General features: G+C 69.2%; 12 protein-coding genes. 5 read left to right on the top strand and 7 right to left on the bottom strand.

What is annotated here, in order from left to right; translation table 11 throughout:
* Positions 1 to 27 precede the first annotated feature (27 nt).
* On the top strand, positions 28 to 663 hold the full coding sequence (gene pncA, locus ASC46_RS11360) for a bifunctional nicotinamidase/pyrazinamidase (protein ID WP_055459433.1): 636 nt from the start codon (positions 28 to 30) through the stop codon (positions 661 to 663).
* A gap of 136 nt (positions 664 to 799) precedes the next feature.
* Here the strand turns inward: pncA and polA are convergent, their stop codons facing one another.
* The 5 genes from polA to ASC46_RS11335 form a co-directional block, all read right to left on the bottom strand.
* On the bottom strand, positions 800 to 3,808 hold the full coding sequence (gene polA, locus ASC46_RS11355) for a DNA polymerase I (RefSeq protein ID WP_055459432.1): 3,009 nt from the start codon (positions 3,806 to 3,808) through the stop codon (positions 800 to 802).
* Between the two features lie 110 nt (positions 3,809 to 3,918).
* Complete coding sequence (locus ASC46_RS11350) at positions 3,919 to 4,974, bottom strand: acyltransferase family protein (protein WP_055459431.1); 1,056 nt, start codon at positions 4,972 to 4,974, stop codon at positions 3,919 to 3,921.
* A 122-nt stretch (positions 4,975 to 5,096) separates the two neighbouring features.
* Positions 5,097 to 5,591 carry an MmcB family DNA repair protein gene (locus tag ASC46_RS11345; protein ID WP_425349127.1) on the bottom strand — a complete coding sequence of 165 codons (495 nt, stop codon included), beginning with the start codon at positions 5,589 to 5,591 and terminating at the stop codon, positions 5,097 to 5,099.
* A gap of 65 nt (positions 5,592 to 5,656) precedes the next feature.
* Positions 5,657 to 6,235, bottom strand: a complete 579-nt coding sequence (locus tag ASC46_RS11340; RefSeq protein ID WP_055459430.1) for a Yip1 family protein — start codon at positions 6,233 to 6,235, stop codon at positions 5,657 to 5,659.
* A 100-nt stretch (positions 6,236 to 6,335) separates the two neighbouring features.
* Complete coding sequence (locus tag ASC46_RS11335) at positions 6,336 to 7,964, bottom strand: GMC family oxidoreductase (RefSeq protein WP_096335364.1); 1,629 nt, start codon at positions 7,962 to 7,964, stop codon at positions 6,336 to 6,338.
* 222 nt (positions 7,965 to 8,186) lie between these two features.
* Between ASC46_RS11335 and ASC46_RS11330 the strand changes: the two genes are divergently transcribed.
* From ASC46_RS11330 to ASC46_RS11315, 4 genes are all read left to right on the top strand, one after another.
* Positions 8,187 to 10,736, top strand: a complete 2,550-nt coding sequence (locus ASC46_RS11330; RefSeq protein WP_055459428.1) for an ABC transporter ATP-binding protein — start codon at positions 8,187 to 8,189, stop codon at positions 10,734 to 10,736.
* 77 nt (positions 10,737 to 10,813) lie between these two features.
* Positions 10,814 to 11,680, top strand: coding sequence for an MBL fold metallo-hydrolase (locus tag ASC46_RS11325; RefSeq protein WP_082464806.1), 867 nt, complete (start codon positions 10,814 to 10,816; stop codon positions 11,678 to 11,680).
* A gap of 102 nt (positions 11,681 to 11,782) precedes the next feature.
* Positions 11,783 to 12,814, top strand: coding sequence for an MraY family glycosyltransferase (locus ASC46_RS11320; RefSeq protein WP_055459426.1), 1,032 nt, complete (start codon positions 11,783 to 11,785; stop codon positions 12,812 to 12,814).
* The gene (locus ASC46_RS11315; protein ID WP_425349126.1) at positions 12,811 to 13,740 is read left to right on the top strand and encodes an NAD-dependent epimerase/dehydratase family protein; all 930 of its coding nucleotides are present in this window, start codon (positions 12,811 to 12,813) and stop codon (positions 13,738 to 13,740) included. Before ASC46_RS11320 ends, ASC46_RS11315 begins: the two co-directional genes overlap by 4 nt.
* Here ASC46_RS11315 and ASC46_RS11310 read toward each other — a convergent pair.
* Positions 13,667 to 15,634 carry a nucleoside-diphosphate sugar epimerase/dehydratase gene (locus ASC46_RS11310; RefSeq protein WP_055459425.1) on the bottom strand — a complete coding sequence of 656 codons (1,968 nt, stop codon included), beginning with the start codon at positions 15,632 to 15,634 and terminating at the stop codon, positions 13,667 to 13,669. The two genes, ASC46_RS11315 and ASC46_RS11310, sit on opposite strands and share 74 nt — an antisense overlap.
* Positions 15,635 to 15,726: 92 nt before the next feature.
* Positions 15,727 to 16,362 (bottom strand): TetR/AcrR family transcriptional regulator, encoded by a 636-nt coding sequence (locus ASC46_RS11305; protein ID WP_055459424.1) that lies wholly within the window; start codon positions 16,360 to 16,362, stop codon positions 15,727 to 15,729.
* Positions 16,363 to 16,411: the final 49 nt, after the last annotated feature.

Genomic DNA, 16,411 nt, shown 5'->3' with positions numbered 1-16,411 from the left:
TGCTGGGGACGCGAACAGGGGCGGGTCATGGCGGGTATCAAGGTCGACGAAACGGACGTCCTCCTCGTCGTAGACATGCAGAACGACTTCTGCCCCGGCGGGGCGCTGGCCGTCGATGGCGGCAACGCCATCGTGCCGGTGGTCAATGCGCTGGCGCGGCGCTTCGCCCACGTCATCCTGACGCAGGACTGGCACAAGCCGGGCCACCTGTCCTTCGCGTCGGCCCATCCCGGCCGCAGGCCCTTTGAGACCGTCGAGATGTCCTACGGACCGCAGGTGCTGTGGCCGGACCATTGCGTCGAAGACACGCCGGGCGCCGAATTCCACCCGGACCTCGACGTGCCCCATGCCGAACTCATCCTGCGCAAGGGCTTCGACCCGGCGATCGATTCCTACTCGGCCTTCTACGAGAACGACCGCATGACGCCGACGGGGCTCGGCGGCTATCTCAAGGAGCGGGGCCTGAGGCGCGTCTTCCTCGCCGGCCTCGCGCTCGACTTCTGCGTGCGCTACTCGGCCGAGGACGCGCACGGCCACGGCTTCGCGGTCACCGTCGTCGAGGACGCCTGCCGCGCTATCGATCTCGACGGGTCGCTGGCCGCGACCGAGGCGGCGTTCGCGGCGCTCGGCATCGCCCAGGTGGACGTGGCTGATATCCGCTGAGCCGAATGGCCTCCCCGTCATGCCCACGCTTGTCCGGGCGCGGCCCTTTTGACCTGCTTCTGCCTGTCAGCCGAAAACCACCGTCTCGCCCTGCGGGGCATGGTGGCGCCCTGCTGGAAGCGTCCGCAGCCGCGGTTCAATGCGCCTCTTCCCAATTGCTCGCGGCTCTCGCCTCGACCTCGAGCGGCACGGCGAGCGCCACGGCGGGCTTGGGCGCCTCGCGCATCACATGGGTGATGACCGGCAGCGTCCTGTCGACCTCGCTCTCCGGCACCTCGAAAACGAGTTCGTCGTGAACCTGCAGCAGCATGCGCGCATTGAGGCCCGCCTTCTCGAGCGCCTCGTCCATGCGCACCATGGCGCGACGGATGATGTCGGCGGCAGTGCCCTGGATCGGGGCATTGATCGCCTGGCGCTCGACGAAGGCGCGCTCGGAGGGGTTGGACGACCTGATCTGCGGATAATGGCAGATGCGGCCGAACAGCGTCGTTACATAGCCGTTCTCGCGGCAGAAGCGCTTGGTCTCGTCCATGTAGTCGCGGATGCCGGGGAAGCGCTCGAAATATTTCCTGATATAGGCCGAGGCCTCCTCGCGCGGGATGCCGAGCTGGTTAGCGAGACCGAAGGCCGAGATGCCGTAAATGATGCCGAAGTTGATGGCCTTGGCGCGCCGGCGCACCAGGGGGTCCATGCCCTTCACCGGCACGCCGAACATCTCCGAGGCGGTCATGGCGTGAATGTCGATGCCGTCGGCGAAGGCCTGCCGCAGCTGCGGGATGTCGGCGATATGTGCAAGGACGCGCAGCTCGATCTGGCTGTAGTCGGCCGATACGAGCTTCGTGCCCGGCGACGCGACGAAGGCGGTGCGGATCTTGCGCCCTTCTTCCGTGCGCACCGGGATGTTCTGGATGTTCGGCTCCGATGATGACAACCGCCCGGTCGTGGTCGCGGCGAGCGAGAAGCACGTGTGCACGCGGTGCGTCTCGGGATTGACGTAGCCGGGCAGCGCATCGGTGTAGGTGGACTTCAGCTTGGCGAGCTGCCGCCATTCGAGGATCTTCGACGGCAGCGGATGGCCCTCGGCGGCGAGGTCCTCCAGCACCCCGGCGCCGGTCGCCCACTGGCCGGTCTTCGTCTTCCTGGCGCCGGGCAGGCCCATTCTGCCGAAGAGGATGTCGCCCAATTGCTTGGGGCTGCCGATGGTGAAGCGCTCGCCGGCCAGGGCATAGATCTCCTCCTCGAGCCCGGCGAGCTTCTGGGCGAACTCGCCGGACAGACGCGAGAGGATGGCGCGATCGATGGCAATGCCGCGGCTCTCCATGCGTGCCAGCGTCGCCACCATCGGCCGCTCCAGGGTCTCGTAGACGCTCGTGCGGCTCTCCGCGACGAGGCGCGGCTTCAGAGCGAGCCACAGGCGCAAGGTGACGTCCGCATCCTCGGCGGCATAGGCGGTCGCCTTGTCGATCGCCACCTTGTCGAAGGTAACCTGCGTCTTGCCGGAACCGGCGACCTGCGAGAAGGCGATGGGCGTGTGGCCGAGATGCTTCTCCGACAGGGCATCCATGCCGTGCAAGCCGCGGCCGGCATCGAGCACGTAGGAAATCAGCATGGTGTCGTCGTAGGGCGCCAGCGTGATGCCGTGGCGGGCGAAGATCAGCCAGTCGTATTTCAGGTTCTGGCCGATCTTGAGGACGGAAGGGTCCTCGAGCAGCGGTTTCAGCCGCGCTACCGCCTCGCGCAACGGAAGCTGGCCGGCGGCGAGGCCGTTGCCGAAGAGGTCGTCGCCGTCTCTGTGCTGCAGCGGTACGTAGCAGGCCTTGCCGGGATCGGTCGCGAGCGAGAAGCCGACGAGTTCGGCCCGCATGGCGTCGACCGAGTTCGTCTCCGTATCGACGGCGACATGGCCGCGCTCGCGCGCCTCGGCGATCCATTCGTCAAGGCGCGCGAGGCTCGTTACCGTCTCGTAGGCATTGCGGTCGACCGGGACGGCGGCCTCGGCCGCGCGGCTCGCGACGAGAGCGGCCGGGACGAGGAGTTCGTCGCCTGGCCGGGCCGATGCGGCCGACGGGGTGGCAGGCGCGGTTGCCGCGGCCGTCTCGCCGGGGCTCCAGCCAAGGCCGGCGCCTGGGGCGGCGAGGCGCGCGTCTGGCTCAACGGCGGCGATGTCGATTTCGTAGAGCTCGGCAACGCGCCTGGTGATGGTTGTGAACTCCATCGCCTTCAGGAAGGCGACGAGGTTCCGCGGATCCGGCGGCACGAGCGCGAGGTCGGCGAGCGGGGTTTCCACGGCCACGTCGTCGACGAGCGAGACGAGCCGACGGGAGATGAGGATCTGCTCGACGATGTCCGGGTTCGTCAGCGTCTCGCGCCGCTTGGGCTGCTTGATCTCGCCTGCGCGCGCGATGAGCGTGTCGAGATCGCCGTATTCTGCGATGAGCTGGGCGGCCGTCTTGATGCCTATGCCGGGAGCGCCGGGCACGTTGTCGGTCGAATCGCCGGCGAGCGCCTGCACGTCGACCACCTTGTGCGGCTCGACGCCGAAATATTCCAGCACCTCGTCGCGGCCGATACGCCGCTCGGGCCGGAAGCTGCCCTTCGACTGGGTGCCGGAGGCCGGGTCGTACATGGCGACACCGGGCCGGATGAGTTGCATGAGGTCCTTGTCTGCGGAGATGATGAGCACGTCGGCGCCGGCCTCCGTCGCCTCGCGCGCATAGGTGGCGATGAGATCGTCCGCCTCGTAGCGGTCCTGCTCCACCGGCTTGAGGCCGAAAGCGCGGACCGCCTCGCGCATCAGCGGGAACTGCGGGATGAGATCTTCCGGCGGTTCCTGCCGGTTTGCCTTGTAGGGCGGATAGATTTCCTTGCGGAAGGACTGCTCCGACTTGTCGAAGATGATGGCGAGATGGGTCGGGACGATGCCGACCGCGCCCTCGCGGATGAACTGGAACAACTTGGTGCAGAACAGGCGCACGGCACCGGTGGGCAGGCCGTCCGAGCGGTAGTTGTATTTCCGGTCCTGGTTCATGGACTGGAAATAGGCGCGGAAGACGAAGGATGAGCCGTCGACGAGAAAGACGTGATCCCCCGGCTTCAGCGCACGGGCGGCGTGGACGGCAACGGCGGGGGCGGCTTGCTCGGACATGGCTCTCGGACGGATGCTTTTCGGGAATCGCCGGTAAGGTCGGGGCGGGACTATGCCACGCCTTGTCCGCGTTCGCGATCCGTTTCGCTCGCCGTCCCGGAAAGCCGCCTTTAGCCGGCCGTCGCGAGGCGTGCCGGCGCGGCGATGTGGCAGGCCCGCGGCCGCACGAAAAGCGCGTCGAGCATCGTGCCGCGGATCAGCCGCTCGAAGATGAGGGGCGCAACGACCCCCGCCGCCGTGACGACGGCGGCGCCCCAGCCGACGCCGATGACCTCGACGAGGCCGGTCTTGACGAGGATGAGGCGCATCACCGCCATGGGCAGGAAGAAGGCGAGATAGACGACGATGGAGCGCTCGCCGCAATAGGTCAGCGGGCCGGCGAGGCCGCGCGCGACGAGCAGCGCGGCGATGGCCGTGATGGCGATGGCGCCGGCGAGACCGAGGACCAGGCTCACCCCCGGCAGGGCCGCGACCGTCGCGTGGCCGCTCACCCCGCTCGGCGCGAAGGCGGCGAAACCGTTGACGAGCGCCCAGAGGGCGAGCCCGAGGAGCGCGAGCGCCGCGTTGCGGCCCGCCCAGGCGGCAATGGCGAAGACACGCGGGGCGAGGACATAGCCGGCGGCGAAATAGACGAAATAGGCGGCGAAGGCGTCGATCACGAGCCAGCCGCTCTCGACGTGGGCGATCTGCAGGGCGGCGGCGCCGGCGAGGAGCACGGCCGGCGGCAGGCGGCGCAGCAGCTTCACCGCCACCGAATAGACGGCGAGCATGTAGATGAACCACAGGGTGCCGAAGGGCTCGATGAAGCCGAGCGCGAAGAGGCGGACAAGCTCGGCCGGATCGCCGCCGGCGAGGCCCCAGCCCTTCATGGCGAACTGGATGACATACCAGACAAGGTAGAAATAGAGGAAATGCACGATGCGCCGGTCGGCGAAGGTGCGCCAGTCGCGCGCCACGGCCCGGCCGAGGAAGAGGCCGGAGACGAGGAAGAAGTCGGGCATGCGGAAGGGCTTGGCGAAGGCGACGACCTCATGCATCCAGCCCTCGCGACCTACCGCCTCGCCGAGGCCGAGCGTCGCATGCATCATGACGACGAGGATGATGCAGATGCCCTTGGCGGTATCGACCCAGGCGATGCGCTCGCCGGTCGGCAATGGCGACGTCATGCTGGCTGCTCCCGTTATGGCACGCCCTGTCCCGCAATGCGACGCCGGCCCGGTCGGTGTCCGGCGTACGCTCTCTTCCGGCCTTTGCCCAGCAAGCGGCGTGCCGGATGGCGGAGAGGACCTCAGATGATGCCGCGCGCGCCTTCGGGATCGAAGGCGGCGTGGAGGCGCGAGGCGGCGGCGCGGGCAAAGCGCAGCGTCACCTCCTTGCGGCGGACGCCGGGCAGCGGATGGAGGGGCGCCTCGCGCAGTACGGCGGCGCCGTACTGGTCGGCGACGATGAGCCCTGTGGCCTCCGGCAGCACCTCCTGCGGGAAGTCGTCGGTGACGGCGAAGAAGAGGCGGTCGCAATAGGCCCGGTAGTCCTGCCACTTGCCGTCGGTGCGGAAGTCGGCGAGGCACGACTTGACCTCGACGACGGTGATGCGCCCGTCGGGGGCGAGCGCCACGACGTCGGCCCGCCGGCCGGAGGCAAGGGTGAGCTCCGTTACCGTCACCTGCCCGAGACCGGCGAAGAGCCGGCGCACGCCCCGCTGGACGGCGAGTGCGACGGGCGACTGGCGCCCGTCCTCCGGCAAAACCAGCACGCTCCCCGCCCGAGAGGCCATGTCACCCATCGATATCATCCGCCCGTCACTTCGCCGTTCTTCGCCGGCGCTCCTGCCTTCGCACAGCTTTGGTCTCACATCATGGCGGGCATGGGCATCAAGGAGGCGATCACGAGCGACAGGATGAAGCTCATGACGAGCGCGATGATCACGACGATGGCGGTGAACAGGCCGGCCTTGCTCTCGGCCACCCCCATGAGCCGCGGCGCCCCGACATAGAGCAGATAGATGCCGTAGAGCCCGAGGATGGCGAGGAAGCCGAGCACCGGCACGAGGAGGAAGACGCCCGTCAGCCAGGCCGGCGTGTAGGAATAGGCCGCCAGCTTGAAGGCGGGAAGCATGCCCTTGCGGCCGCCGAAGCTGGGCGCCAGCGCATCAATGACAAGTGCCACGAGATAGACGATGAGGAGCCCGAGCCCGAACTGCAGGGCCGCCATCACGAGGCCGCTGAAGAAGGGCATGCGCATGTGCCCCTCGCCCATGCTGAAGCCCAGCACCGACATGCCGATGAAGCCGCAGACGGCCGGGATGAGCGCAAGCGGGACGACGTAATTCCGGTAGATGTCGCCGACCGTGCCCCCCTCGGCCGCGATCATGGGCCACTCGGTTCGTGGCGTGACGATGATGTTCCTTGCCCTGTCGACCAGCCCCATGTGACATTCTCCCTGCCGGAGGCCGCAGCTCCCGCCGCGGCGAAACGACGCAACATATGCCGGAAACGCCCGGGCGGAAACCGGCTGCGGTCGCGCCCGCTCAGGCGACGCGCGCATCCTCCGCCATCATGGCGGCCGCCTTGTCGGCGATCATCATCGTGGGCGAATTGGTGTTGCCGGAGGTGATGGTCGGCATCACCGAGGCATCGGCGACGCGCAGGCCGGCGATGCCGCGTACCCGAAGGCGCGCGTCGACGACGGCGAGGGGATCGTCGTCACGGCCCATGCGGGCCGTACCGACGGGATGGAAGATGGTGGTACCGAGATCGCCCGCCGCCCCGGCGAGATCGTCGTCGCTCGTCAGATGCGGCCCCGGTTTGAATTCCTCGGGCGAGAAGCGCGCGAGCGGCGGCGCGGCGGCCAGCCGACGCGCGAGGCGAATGGCGTCGACCGCGACCCGCCGGTCCTCCTCCGTGGCGAGGTAGTTCGGGGCGATCGCCGGCGGCATACGCGCCTCCGGGCTCTTCGCATGAACCGAGCCGCGGCTCGTCGGGCGCAGGTTGCAGACGCTCGCAGTAAAGGCGGGGAAGGGATGCAGCCGGTCGCCGAACTTGTCGAGCGACAGCGGCTGAATGTGGAACTGAAGATTCGGCGTCTCGTACTCCGGCGAGGAGCGGGTGAAGATGCCGAGCTGCGACGGGGCCATGGTCAGCGGCCCGCGTCGGAAGAGGGCAAATTCGAGCGCCATGGCAGCGCGTCTGACGAGCCTTGCGTAATCCTCGTTGAGGGTGCGCACGCCGGAGACCTTGAAGATGGGGCGGAGCTGCAGATGGTCCTGCAGGCTCTCGCCGACGCCCGGCAGGTCGCGCACGGGATCGATGCCGAGCCCGGCGAGCCGGGCGGCATCGCCGATGCCGCTCACTTCGAGCAGCTGCGGCGTGCCGATGGCGCCGGCGGCGAGCACCACCTCGCCGCGGGCCCGCATGGTGAAGCGCTCGCCGCCGCGCGAGAAGACGACGCCCGTGGCGCGGCCGTCCTCGACGAGGATGCGCTCCACGTGCACTCCCGTCTCCAGACGAAGGTTCCGACGGCCGAGGACCGGCTTCAGGAAGCCGCGCGCCGCGCTCCAGCGCCGGCCGTTCTTCTGGTTAACCTGGAAGTAGGAGGAGCCGAAATTGTCGCCGGTGTTGAAATCGTCAACCTTGGGGATGCCGAGGCTCTCGGCGGCGTCCTGCACGGCGTCGAGCAGGTCCCAGCGCATGCGCGGATAGTCGACGCACCATTCCCCGCCGCTGCGGTGCAGCGCATTGGGCGGGGCGACGTGGTTCTCCATCGACAGGAAATGCGGCAGGACGTCGTCCCAGCCCCAGCCGGGAAGGCCCATCTGCCGCCAGCGCTCGTAGTCTGCCGCCTGGCCGCGCATGTAGATCATGGCGTTGATGGCGGAGCAGCCGCCAATGACCTTGCCGCGCGGATAGGCGAGCGCGCGGCCGTTGAGGCCGGCCACGGCCTCCGTGCGAAACATCCAGTCGGCGCGCGGATTGCCGATGGCGAAGAGATAGCCGACGGGGATGTGGAACCATATCCAGTCGTCGCGGCCGCCGGCCTCCAGAAGGAGGACGGACCGCTTCGGGTCCGCCGACAGGCGGTTGGCGAGCACGCAGCCGGCCGAGCCGGCGCCGACGACGATGTAGTCGAAGGTTTCCCCCTCCCCGGTCGCAGGTGCCACGCCGTCCTCCCCGAGCCTTGCTGTTATCTGGTGTGCAGAAGGACACGGGGCGGCGGCTCATGGCAAGCCACGCTGCGGTGATGCTTTGGCCAGACCGCAGTCGGCTCGCCGCACCGCGCCCGGCCATCGTCCTGCAAAAGCGGTTCAAACTTTTGCGAAACGTCAGTAGGGTCGGGGCCACGGGTTGCCGCACCGCGGCCCGCCACTGGCCGCCGGAGAACCATGGAACGCGATCCCCTACGACTTGCTTGGCGCAGCAATCGCGGCCTTAATCTGGTGATCGCTCTTGTCGGCCTCATGCTGGCGGCCGCCGTCCTCCTCTTCCTCGTCGTGCTGGCGACCCTGATCGATGACGTCATCATCGGCGGGGGTTTCACCGATATCGATGCGCAGGCGCCTTTCCTGCGCCTCGCCTTCGGGCTGCCCGCGGTCTTCGGCGGCGGTGAGGTCGTCGTGTCCGAGGGCATTCTCCTTGGCCGCGATGCCTATATGGCGGCGGCCATCGCGACGCTCATTGCCCTCGTCCTCCTGCAGGTGGGGCTCAGGGCGCTGGTCTCCCTTCTTGCTGCGACGGCAGCGAGCCGCGCCACGAACGGGCTCAGGAAGGATATCTTCGGCCGCATCGTCACGGCCCGGCCCTCGGCGCGGGACGAGGCGGAGGCGGCCGCGCGGCAGATCGGCGAGGGTGTCGGCCGCCTCGCGTCGGTGCTCGGGGAAGCGCTCGCCGTGCCGCTCAGCGTCGGTCCGGAAATCCTCGTCATTCTCGCCTTCGGCTTCGCGCAGCATCTGTTCATCGGGCTCCTGTTCCTCGGCGGGGCCATCGCTGCCGCCGTCCTGATGCGGCCTCTCGACGAGGCAAGGGCCGCGCTGGGCTTCGTTGCGCGCGAGGGCGATCGCGAATCGGGGCGCATGGCCCAGGAGGCGGCGCGGCGGCTGCCAGCCATCCGCATTCATGGCACGGGCAAGGCGGAGCTCTCAGGCTTCGGCGCCATGCTGGCGCACCTGTCTGCCCGGCAGGCCGCGCAGGCGCGGCGCCACATTGTCCTGCAGGCGCTCGTTGCCGTCGTCCGCTACGGCCTTCCCGCGCTCTTCATCGTGATCGCAGGCAATCTCGCGGCCGAAGGGATGCTGTCCGCCGGTGCCTTTGTCGCCGCGCTCTTCGCCGCCTTCCTGATGCTACGGCCTGTGGATGTGCTCACGCGCTGGATCGCCGGGCAGCGCGAGGGCCGGGCCGCCCTCGAGGAACTGGCCCGCGCCGTCGGCAGCCTCAATGCGCGTGGCGAGCGGCGCCGGCGGGCGGCGCGCCTGCCGCAACCCTCGCCGCAGCGCATCGAGGTCAAGGGTCTCGCGGCCTTCGATCCCCATTCCGGACACAGGCTCGAGGACGTCGACCTGGCATTCGACCTGCCGGCACACGTCGCTCTCGTCGGGCCGCCAGGGTCCGGCGCGGATGTGCTCGCCGCGATCCTCGGCGGCGCGCTCGATCCCACGGAGGGGCGCGTCCTCTTCGACGGTGTCGACGTCGGCGAGATGTCCGACGGCTACAGGGCGGCCGTCATCGCCTTCGCCGGGGCCGATCCCGTGATGCTCGACGGCAGCCTCAGGGACAACCTGACCTACGGCGTGCCGCCGGAGCTGACGCGGGACGAGGATGCGTGCGATGCCCGGCTCATCGCCGCGCTTAAGCTCGTCGGGGTCGATGCGGAGGTCTACAGCCTGGGGCTCAATGGGGCCGTCGGCGCCCATGCGGCGGGCCGCCTCGCTCCCTTCATCGCCGACGCTCGGCGGGCGGTGAGGGAGGAACTCGCTTCCGACGGAACCGAAAATCTCGTCGATCCGTTTGCGGCCGAGCGCTACAACCGCCACGGCACCGTGGCCGAGAACATCCTTTTCGGCGTGCCCGTGGGCGACACGTTCGAGGAGCGGCGTCTCGCCCGCAACCCCTTCCTCAGGGCTGTGCTGGAGGCGGAGGAATTGACGCGGCCGCTGACGGAGATGGGGCTCGCCATCGCCACGCAGATGGTGGAGATGTTCGCCGGCATTCCCGACGACAACGCTCTCATCGAGCGCTTCTCCTTCTTCAGCGCCGAGGAGCGCGGCCGCTACGAGGGCCTGATCGCACGCCGCGCCCAGCGCCGGCGCAGCGAACAGGCCGAGGACCGCGATCTCTTGATCGCGCTTGCCCTGCGCTATGTGGAGACGCGGCACCGCCTCGGCCTGCTCGACGAGACGCTGGAGGCGCGCATCGTTGCGGCCCGGCGCACCTTCGCGCGCCTGCTGCCGCCGGGCCTTGCGCCGGCCATCGAGTTCTGGGAAGCGGAGCGGTTGTGCAGCGCTGCCTCGCTCAGCGACAACCTGCTCTTCGGCCGCGTGGCCTACGACATCGCGGGGGCGGAGGAGCGGGTGCATGCCGCCGTGCGCCGCGTCCTCGCCTCGCTCGGTCTCGACGCCGAGGTGCTGCGGCTCGGGCTCTCCGCCCGCGTCGGCCCGCGCAAGGGGCTCGTCTCGCCGGTGCCGGACCGGCTGGTCGATCTTATCCGCTGCCTGGCGCGCGAGCCGCAGGTGCTCGTGGTCAGCCACATTTTCGACGGCATGACGCGGAGCGATGCCGAGGCACTCGTCGGCCGTCTGCGCCAGGGGTTCGAGAGCCGCAGCCTCGTCGCCGTGCTGCCGCCGGGCCTGTCCGAAGACTGCCTTGGCAGGACCGTCCATTTCTCGCGCTCCGGGCTGGCGCAGCCACGGACGGCGGCGGAAATGGCGGAGCAATCATGACTCTCCCGAATCGTGACTTGCATGTGCGCTAGCGCACGTCGTTTGCGGTTTTTCTAAGGTAGAGATGATGGATGGCTATGGACAAGAAACCGACGGAGAGTGATCTCAGCGTCCGCTTCTGGGGCGTCCGGGGCTCGCATCCCGTGTCGGGGCCGGACGTATGCACGTTCGGCGGTCATACGGCCTGCGTCGAGGTACGTTGTGGTGAGCGGCTGTTTGTCATCGACGCCGGCACGGGCATCACCCGCCTCGGACAGACGCTCGGCGCCGATGCTCCGGCGCACATCGACCTGCTTCTGAGCCACCTTCATCTCGACCATGTCATCGGTCTGCCCTTCTTCCGGCCGGCTTTGATGAAGGGCACGACGCTGCGGCTGCACTGCGGCAATCTCGGCGGCGAGAGTGCCGAGGCGGCGCTCAACCGGCTGTTTGCGCCGCCGCTCTTCCCAGTGACGCTCGCCCAGTTGCCGGCGACGATTGAGCACGTCGGCTTCCATGCCGGTGAGACGCTGACCTTCGACGATGGGCTCAGGGTCCGCACGTGCCCGCTGCAGCATCCCTCCGGCGCCACCGCCTATCGCTTCGACCACGGCGGGCGGGCCGTCTGCTACGTCAGCGACATCGAGCACGACGAGCTCGGCCCCTGGCCGCACGAGGAACTGCTCGCTTTCGTGCGCAACGCCGACCTCGTCATCTACGACGCCATGTATACGGAAGCGGAATATTGCCGCTGCCGCGGCTGGGGCCACTCGACCTGCGATGCGGGCGTCGCGCTCTGCCGGGCGGCCGGCGTCGGCCGGCTCGCGGCCTTCCACGTGCATCCCTGGCACACGGATGCCGATCTCGCCGACATGGAGCGGCGCCTCGCCGCCATGCTGCCCGGTTCGTTCGTCGCGCGCGAGGGGCAGGAGGTTCACCTCGCCGCCGCGCGCGTAGCCGCCTGATCGCGACCGCACGACAGCCTCGCCGCTTGCGGCTGTGGCACCATCGGCTATTGTCGCGCCGCCCGCCGGAGAGCGGGATCGGTTCGTCATCCGGAGCGCGACGTGACGGCGCTGTTCGCCACCACCTGCCTCGGCGCCGCCCTGCTGGCAGGGCTCGCCATCATCCTGCTGCGCCCGCTGCTGCAGCGTTATGCGCTGGCGCGGCCCAACGCGCGCTCGAGCCATCGCATCCCGACGCCGCAGGGCGGGGGCATCGCCGTGCTCGGTGCCGCGCTCGCGGCCGGTGCGGTGGCCTTCGCGATCGGCCTGCCGCCGCTTGGTGCCGGTGGCGGTGCCGCGCTCCTCGCCGTCGCAATAGCAGCCATCGTGCTCGCGGGGCTTGGCGCCTTCGACGACATGCGCCCGCTGCCCGTGCTGCCGCGCCTCGGCGCGCAGTTCGCCGCTGTCGGTCTCGTGGTCGTCGCAGCGACGAACGTCGCACGCATCGGGCCGGACTGGCTACCCCTCGGCTGCGAGCAGGCCCTGCTGGTGCTCGCTGGCGTCTGGTTCGTCAATCTCGTCAATTTCATGGACGGGCTCGACCTGATGACGGTGGCGGAATTCGCGCCGCTGTGCGCCGCGCTCACCACCTTCGCCCTGTCCGGCCTACTGCCACCGGCGGAGGGCGTGCTCGCGGCGGCCCTGCTTGGCGGTCTCCTCGGCTTTGCGCCCTTCAACCGGCCGGTGGCCCGGCTCTTCCTCGGCGATGTCGGCTCGCTGCCCATCGGGCTCATCGCCGGCTACCTGCTGCTCGTGCTCGCCGCCCATGGCGGGCTCGCCGCCGCCGTCCTCCTGCCGCTCTACTATCTGGCCGACGCCACGCTGACGCTCTTCAGGCGGCTCGCGCGCGGCGAGCGCGTATGGCAGGCGCACCGCAGCCATTTCTACCAGCGCGCCACCGATAACGGCTATTCGGTGCCGGCCGTCGTTGGCCAGGTGCTGGTCCTCAATCTCTTCCTTGCCGTGCTGGCGGCGATTTCGCTGGGCGTCACCTCTCCGGCGCTTCAGGTGGCCATCGTCGCGCTCGGGGCGGCGGGCGTCGGTTTTGTGCTGCTGCGCTTCTCGCGTCCGCGCGCTGGCATCGCCGCGGCATGATGACGGGCGCGCGCGGCACGGTTCTCCTCACCGGAGCCTCCGGCTTCGTCGGCCGGCACGTGGCTGCCGGCTTGCGCGAAGCCGGCTATGCCGTCCGCGCTGCCGTGCGCGATGCGGGCCGCGTGCCGCCCGGCAGTGAGCCTTTCGTCATCGGCGATCTTGCCGGGCCGGTCGATTGGGCGTCGGGGCTCGGCGGCGTCGACGCCATCGTGCACGGGGCCGGCATCGCCCATGTGGGGCCCGGCGTCGCGGAGGCGCGCTATCAGGCAGTCAATACCGATGCGACGCTCGCGCTGGCCGATGCCGCGGCCGGCCGCGTGCGCCGTTTCGTCTTCCTGTCCTCCGTCCGCGCTCAGAGCGGAGCGAGCGCGACGGCGACTGTCAGGGACGACGATTCGCCCGCCCCGGTCGATCCTTACGGCCGCTCCAAGCTCGCGGCCGAGCGCGGCCTTGCCGAGCGCGGCATCGACCATGTGTCGCTACGGCCCGTGCTGGTCTACGGTCGGGGTGTTGCGGGCAACATGGGGGCCCTCGTCAGGCTGGCGCGCCTGCCGTTGCCGTTGCCCTTCGGCGGGCTCGGCGCCCGGCGCTCGCTTCTTGCGGTAGAGAACCTTGCCGATGCTATCGTCCATGTGCTGGCGCAGCCCGGCCCGCTGTCAGGGGCCATGCTGGTGGCCGATGCGGCACCCGTCTCGCTGGCGGAGATTATCGCGGCGCTAAGGGCCGGGATGGGACGGCGCCCGGGGGTCATCGACATTGACGAGCGGTGGATCGCCAAGCTGTTGCGGCTTGCCGGCCGCCAGGCAGTGCTCGAGCGTCTGGCCGGCTCGCTCGTCGTCGAGCCGGGCCGCCTCACGGCGCTCGGCTGGCGACCGCTTCTGACGACACCGGAAGGCCTGCGGCGGCTGGGGGCTGCCGGCGGCTGAACTCGGGGATGGCCTCCGCCATCACCGCCTCGGCGCTGGCGCGGTCGTAGGTGCGCGCCGCCTTCTCGAGCCGCGCCAGCCAGCCCGCGATGCGCGCCTTGTCGGCGAAGACCGGCTCGGCCGCCATGACACCGTCGATGCCCGTCTCCGTCATCGGCTCCTCGCGGGCGAAGAGGATCTCATGCAGGCGCTCGCCGGGGCGCACGCCGGTGATGGCAATGTCGATATCGACGCCGGGCTCGAAGCCGGCGAGTCGGATCATGCGCTGGGCGAGGTCGTAGATGCGGACAGGCTGGCCCATCTTGAGGACGTAGACGGCGGCGCGCCGGCCGGCGCCGGTGGCCATGCGGCCCTCAGCATCGGCATGGGAGGCGGCGGTAAGGACCAGGTCGGCGGCCTCGCGCACCGTCATGAAATAACGGACCATGTCCGGATGGGTGACGGTGACGGGGCCACCGCGGGCGATCTGGGCCTTGAACTTCGGTACCACCGAGCCGACGGAGCCGAGGACGTTGCCGAAGCGCACGGCGATGAGGCGCGTGCCGCTGCCCCCATTCGCTGCCGTCTCGGCATCGAGCGCCTGGGCATACATCTCGGCGAGGCGCTTCGTCGTGCCGAGCATGGATACCGGCTCGATGGCCTTGTCGGTCGAGATCATGACGAGCGCGCGCACGCCGGTAGCGACTGCCGCATCGGCGACGTTGACGGAACCGAAGACGTTGGTCTTGATGCCCTCGCTCCAGTCCTGCTCCAGATAGGGTACGTGCTTCAAGGCCGCGGCGTGGAAGACGACGTCGGGTGCGAACTGCCGGAAGAGATGCTCGATGCGTTCGCGGTCGCGCACGTCGGCGATGCCGCCCTCGATCCGCGTCGGCGCGTCGAGCACGGCGAGCTGCTCGGTCACCGCATGCAGCGCCGGCTCCGAACTCTCGAGCACGTAAAGCGCATCGGCGCCGAAGGCGGCGACACGGGCGCAGATCTCGCTGCCGATGGAGCCGCCGCCGCCCGTGACGAGTACGCGCTTGCCGCGGATGAAGCGGGCGAGGCGCGCCTTGTCGATCTCGACCGTCGGGCGCAGCAGCAGGTCCTCGATGTCGACGGGGGCAAGGGTGAGGTCGCGCAGGCCTTCCTCATCAAGGCCCTGCAGCCGCGACAGCGGCAGGCCGAGGCGCCGCGCGCGGGCGAGCAGGGCGTCGGCTTCGGGGGCGTTGATGGCGCTCGGCGTCATCACGAGACGGCGCACGTTGATCCCGCGCTCGGCGAGATCGGCGATGACCTGCTCAAGTTCGACGAAGGTGCCGAGCACCGGCACGCCGCGAATCGCCTGGTCGAGATCAGACTCGCGCGGCGACAGGATGCCCTTGGCCGCGATCTTCGAGAAAGCACCGCTCTCGATGGCCCGCAGCGCGACCTCCACCTCGGCGCTGCGCCCGAGGACAAGGGAGGCGGTGGCGTCCTGCCGCTCGATGCTGTGGCGCGACTGGGCGTATTTCAGATAGCGCCAGGCAAGCCGAGGCCCGCCGAGCAGGAACATCTGCAGCACCCAGTAGAGCGCGATGGTGATCTTGCCGAAGAAGAAGTAGCCGTAGAAGCGCGACGAGGCGAGGACATAGTCGCCGACGAGCAGTGCCAGCGCCAGGATCGTGACCGCCTTGAAGATGTTCGACAGGTCGGGCAGCGAGGCGAAGCGCCAGCGCGAGCGGTAGAGGCCGAAGTACCAGTAGGTGACGGCGGCGAGCGGCACGAAGACGACAAGGACGTGCGGCAGCAGCGCCAGGCGCTCGCCGAGCTGCGGGCCCTCGAAGCGCACGATAAAGGCCAGGACCACGGCAAGGATGGTCGCGCCGAGGTCGTGGGCAATGATCAGCGTCTTCTTCGCCAGGAGTTGTGCCAAGAATCTGGAGCCGTTCTGAATGGATGTGTGCGCGGTATCAGCCTGACGGGGCGGTTTGTCAACGCGCCGAACCGACGGGAGCTGCGGGCGGTTCAGGTTGCGCGGGTCGCCTCGCGGGCCCGGCGCGGGGTCTCCTGCCGCCCCGCACCGAGGGCCGCCAGGATGAAGTCGATCTGCTCGTCGAGGGTCGGCTGCGGGATGTCACGGCACATCACGAGCACGCTCGGATGGCAGAAGCGTGTCATCGCCGCGCGCACGCAGGGGCCGGCCACCTCCGGATCCACATCCGAGAATTCGCCTTCGGCGATGCCCTCGCGCACCACATTGGCGATGATCGTGTCGATGTCGCGGATGTGGTCGTGGATGACGCTCCAGCTCTCGGCGATGGCGACGGCCACCATCTCCTGGATCTTGGCATCGGCATCGGCGAATTCCGCCATCATGATGTGCATCTCAGTCAGGAGGCGGCGCATGCGCTCGCGCGCCGTGCCCGGCTCGCTGGCGACGGCTTCGAGCCGGATTCGCTTGCGGCCGGTCATGCGCTCGGCCACCGCCTCGTTGATGTCCTTCTTGGAGGCGAAGAAACGGTAGACGTTGGCCGGGCTCATGGAGAGCGTCTTGGCGATGTCGGCAACGGTCGTCTTCTGGAAGCCGATGTCGCGGAAGAGCTGTTCGGCGGCGGCGATGATACGCGCGCGGGTGTCCGGGCTTGGGCTGCCGTCCTTCATGGCAGATGATCGACTTCTCTCGAACCGAATGCTCCGTCCCGCCTTTCGG

Source organism: Chelatococcus sambhunathii (assembly GCF_001418005.1).
Lineage (GTDB): Bacteria > Pseudomonadota > Alphaproteobacteria > Rhizobiales > Beijerinckiaceae > Chelatococcus_A > Chelatococcus_A sambhunathii.
Note: the sequence above shows the minus strand (reverse complement) of the source record. Positions and strands in the feature narration are given on the sequence as shown.

Excerpts from the sequence above, each read along its gene's own strand:
- pncA (WP_055459433.1), top strand. The coding sequence starts at position 28 with ATGGCGGGTATCAAGGTCGACGAAACGGACGTCCTCCTCGTCGTAGAC.
- polA (WP_055459432.1), bottom strand. The coding sequence starts at position 3,808 with ATGTCCGAGCAAGCCGCCCCCGCCGTTGCCGTCCACGCCGCCCGTGCG.
- ASC46_RS11350 (WP_055459431.1), bottom strand. The coding sequence starts at position 4,974 with ATGACGTCGCCATTGCCGACCGGCGAGCGCATCGCCTGGGTCGATACC.
- ASC46_RS11345 (WP_425349127.1), bottom strand. The coding sequence starts at position 5,591 with ATGGGTGACATGGCCTCTCGGGCGGGGAGCGTGCTGGTTTTGCCGGAG.
- ASC46_RS11340 (WP_055459430.1), bottom strand. The coding sequence starts at position 6,235 with ATGGGGCTGGTCGACAGGGCAAGGAACATCATCGTCACGCCACGAACC.
- ASC46_RS11330 (WP_055459428.1), top strand. The coding sequence starts at position 8,187 with ATGGAACGCGATCCCCTACGACTTGCTTGGCGCAGCAATCGCGGCCTT.
- ASC46_RS11325 (WP_082464806.1), top strand. The coding sequence starts at position 10,814 with ATGGACAAGAAACCGACGGAGAGTGATCTCAGCGTCCGCTTCTGGGGC.
- ASC46_RS11315 (WP_425349126.1), top strand. The coding sequence starts at position 12,811 with ATGATGACGGGCGCGCGCGGCACGGTTCTCCTCACCGGAGCCTCCGGC.
- ASC46_RS11305 (WP_055459424.1), bottom strand. The coding sequence starts at position 16,362 with ATGAAGGACGGCAGCCCAAGCCCGGACACCCGCGCGCGTATCATCGCC.